This is a genomic window from bacterium (genome assembly GCA_040757115.1).
GTDB lineage: Bacteria > UBA9089 > CG2-30-40-21 > CG2-30-40-21 > SBAY01 > JBFLXS01.
Map to the genome: position 1 here is coordinate 1 of JBFLYA010000323.1, position 3,635 is coordinate 3,635.

4 protein-coding genes and 1 tRNA gene are annotated in these 3,635 nt (G+C 34.2%); 3 read left to right on the forward strand and 2 right to left on the reverse strand.

The genetic code is table 11. The features are described 5' to 3' along the window. Positions 1-145 precede the first annotated feature (145 nt). Positions 146-613, reverse strand: coding sequence for a tRNA adenosine(34) deaminase TadA (tadA, locus tag AB1422_17885; GenBank protein MEW6621174.1), 468 nt, complete (start codon positions 611-613; stop codon positions 146-148). Positions 614-628: 15 nt separating this feature from the next. Beyond that, positions 629-705: transfer RNA gene (locus AB1422_17890), tRNA-Arg, on the reverse strand. A gap of 392 nt (positions 706-1,097) precedes the next feature. Here AB1422_17890 and AB1422_17895 point away from each other — a divergent pair. The 3 genes from AB1422_17895 to AB1422_17905 form a co-directional block, all read left to right on the forward strand. Continuing rightward, positions 1,098-2,099, forward strand: a complete 1,002-nt coding sequence (locus AB1422_17895) for a VWA domain-containing protein (GenBank protein ID MEW6621175.1) — start codon at positions 1,098-1,100, stop codon at positions 2,097-2,099. Positions 2,100-2,170: 71 nt separating this feature from the next. Next, on the forward strand, positions 2,171-3,502 hold the full coding sequence (locus AB1422_17900) for a sugar transferase (protein ID MEW6621176.1): 1,332 nt from the start codon (positions 2,171-2,173) through the stop codon (positions 3,500-3,502). A gap of 3 nt (positions 3,503-3,505) precedes the next feature. Next, positions 3,506-3,635, forward strand: a 130-nt coding sequence (locus tag AB1422_17905) for a GxxExxY protein (protein MEW6621177.1), incomplete at its 3' end; no start/stop codon positions are given.

Below are 3,635 nucleotides of genomic sequence, written 5' to 3' on the forward strand. Positions count from 1 at the left end.
TGCATTTTGATATTTATATTTGATATTTAATATTTAATATTTGATATTTATTTGTTGTCTCCCTCAAATCCTATTTTGCAGAACCCTATACACTATTTTAACCTTTATGCTAGATTAAGACACCACCTAATCAGTGGCTGAATAATTACCTTTTTTCTTTAAAAAACCTCTGGATTAGTTCACGACATTCTTGTTCTAAAATACCTTTTTTGACATTTAGTTGATGATTCAGAGATGAATGTTGGGCAATATTTATTATTGAGCCACAGGCACCTGTTTTCAGGTCATCGGCACCATAGACTAAATTTTTAACCCTGGATAGAATTAATGCCCCAGCACACATAGCACAGGGTTCAATAGTAACATACATACTCGTATTAATTAATCGTTCATTTTTTAAATAGACAGCGGCTTTTTTAATTGCTAATATTTCTGCATGAGCGGTTGGGTCTTTAAGTTTGACTATTTGATTATGACCGCGAGCAATAATCTTTTCATCTAAAACAATTACAGTTCCGACTGGTATCTCTCCGAGTTTATAAGCCTTTTCTGCCTCGACTAAAGCCTGCCGCATAAAGTAAATATCATCTATCTGCCTTTTGTCCTTTGTCATCTGTCCTTTGTCTTCTGGCGCGCCTGAGAGGATTCGAACCTCCAACCTTCGGATTCGTAGTCCGCGACTCTGTCCAGTTGAGCTACAGGCGCCCGCTATAGCACTTATTAATCGAAATTTGACCCAGATATAGCTATGAAATTCCAAATCACAAATTCCAAATTCCATTTAGTGAATTAGTGAATTAAGCGAATTAGCGAATTAGTAAAATCTAATCTCTAATTCACTAATCTCTAATTCGCTTTTTGGTATGTGGAATTTGGTGCTTATTTGAGATTTGGTGCTTGGGATTTGGGATTTTTCCCTTATCCACCCTGAGTAAAATTTTGACTAATAACTGCTATATTTTAATATAACAAAGATTTTGATTTATGTCAAGTGTTTATTTCAAAAATAAAAAGTTGACATTTGGTCTAAAAAGTAGTATTATTTAGATAAAAATAAGATACAAAAGGAAGGAACAGTTACGAAAGGCTAAACTATAATGAAATTTGCTAATCCTGAGTTTTTCTACTTACTTTTTATCATCCCATTACTGATTTTGAATTATATCAAGAGAAGAAAAGGAGCAAACATAAAGTTTTCTGACCTGCAAGTTTTAAAAGAGATTCCCACATCTAAATCTTTGAAATATAAACATTGTGCGTTCATTCTCCGATTATTGTATCTTATTTTAATCATTATCTCTGTTGCCAGACCACAACTATGTAGAACTGAAGGAGAGATTTTAACTGAAGGGGTGGATATTATTTTAGCCCTGGATATCTCCGGGAGTATGCAAGCAGAAGATTTTAAACCTCAAAATAGAATCAAGTCAGCCAAGCAAGTCATCCGTGAATTTGTTAAAGGGAGAAAAAACGATAGATTAGGACTGGTAGTTTTTGCCTCGCAAAGTTTTACTCAATGTCCATTAACCCTGGATTATGGAACATTATTGAGCCTATTAAATCAGGTCAATATTGGAATGATTGAAGATGGCACAGCCATTGGAATGGCGTTAGTTAATTGTGTCAATAGATTAAAAGATTCACAGGCGAAAAGTAAAATCGTAATCCTTCTTACTGATGGAGTAAATAATTGTGGTAAAATTGACCCAATAACCTCAGCCCGTATCGCCCAGGCAATGAATGTAAGGATTTATACCATTGGTGTCGGCAAGAAAGGTGGTGCACCAATACCTGTTAACCACCCCATATTTGGTAAAATATACGCCCGTAATCCTGATGGTAGCCTGTTACTGACCAAAGTTGATGAAGATACACTTAAAACCATCGCAAATATTACTGATGGCAAATTTTTCCGCGCAACTAATGAACATAAATTAAGTCAAATATACGAAGATATTGGTAAAATGGAAAAGACAAAAATAAAGGTTAAGGAGTATATGAAATATAAAGAGATATTTGGATATTTTCTTCTCCCGGCGATATTACTTTTATTAGCCGAGATAATTCTGGCAAATACACGGTTTAGACGGATACCGTAAGTACACAGGTTCTTTACGAAAAAAATCTTGACATCTTGAAGATTTTAATGTATTATATAAAATGAAAAGAAATGAGAGGAATAACACAGATATTTTCATTAATATTTGATGCTATCTTAATTAACATCGGGATAATTCTTGCCTTCTTAATTAAATTCGGAGGAAGACTCCCTCAATCTAATTTTGAGGCATATCAATCTATGTGTATCCCCTTTACCCTGGCTATGCTTTTATCCATCTATGCCTTTGGCTTACCCAATTGGCGTAAGATAGATGATATTCAAAATAATACCTTTAAAGCAGTATCATTTGGCACATTGATAATTATGGCTATATCTTTTGCCAGTAAAAATATAGCGATTGCATTTCCTACATCTGTATTTGCTATTTCCTGGATAATAAATACCTTATCATTGACTGGCTGGCGAGTTATAGCGAAAGAGATACATCGGCCGATTAAAAGAGTTTTAATCGTTGGAACAAATGATAAAGCAACTGCAGTTGCCTCAGAAATAAATAGACATCCACACTCAGGTTATGAATTAATCGGATTTATCGGGGAAAAGGAGGTAAATAAAAGTGCTAATGTCTTAGGAGATTATGATGACCTGATAAAAACTGTTTATGAAAAAGATGTTGATGAAGTTATAGTTACGGTAGAACATACCTCAAATCCAAAATTGTGGGATACAATCTTAAATCATGAAAATAAAATCAGATTTAAAACTATTCCCGATGTATATGAAGCGGTTATTAGTAAAATAGGTAGTATCCAGTTAGAGGCAGTGCCTTTAGTTGAATTAAGTTTAGAACCTATCTCTGGCTGGAATAGAACCATAAAACGATTAATGGACATTTTCATTTCAGTTATTGCTTTAATTCTATTTTTACCGTTCTTGCCAATCATTATCATTTTGCTTAAATTAGATTCAAAAGGACCTATTTTTTATCGACAGGAAAGGGTAGGTAAAGGCGAAGAAAGATATAAGATATGGAAATTTCGGACTATGTATGTTGGAGCGGAAGACAAAACAGGACCAATTCTGGCAACCATAAATGATGAGAGAATAACTAAATTTGGTAGAACACTTCGGTTCTTCAGATTTGATGAATTACCTAATCTTTTTAATGTCCTGCTGGGACAGATGAGTTTAGTTGGTCCAAGGCCAGAACGACCGGAATTTGTGGAGATATTTAAAAAGACTATTCCTGGCTATCAACTGAGATTCAAGGTTAGACCGGGAATTACAGGATTATCTCAGATAAATGCCCCTTATGATATCCCGGCACAAATTAAAGCCCTTTATGATATCCTTTATATCAATAATTACACCTTATTTTTGGACTTTAAAATTATGCTAAGAACTTTATTAGTTATTTTAAGAAAACAAGGGGCACGATAGATTTTGGGTAACTATTCACCGCAGAGACGCAGAGGAACAGAGAAAAAAGGATTTAAATTAGATTGTGGATACCGGATAGATCTTTTAGTTGAAGAAAAAGTTATCGTAGAATTAAAAGCAGTCGAGCAACTAC

Bases quoted from the DNA above. Each gene is read 5' to 3' on its own strand.
- AB1422_17900 (MEW6621176.1), top strand. From the start codon at position 2,171: ATGAGAGGAATAACACAGATATTTTCATTAATATTTGATGCTATCTTA.
- tadA (MEW6621174.1), bottom strand. From the start codon at position 613: ATGACAAAGGACAAAAGGCAGATAGATGATATTTACTTTATGCGGCAG.
- AB1422_17895 (MEW6621175.1), top strand. From the start codon at position 1,098: ATGAAATTTGCTAATCCTGAGTTTTTCTACTTACTTTTTATCATCCCA.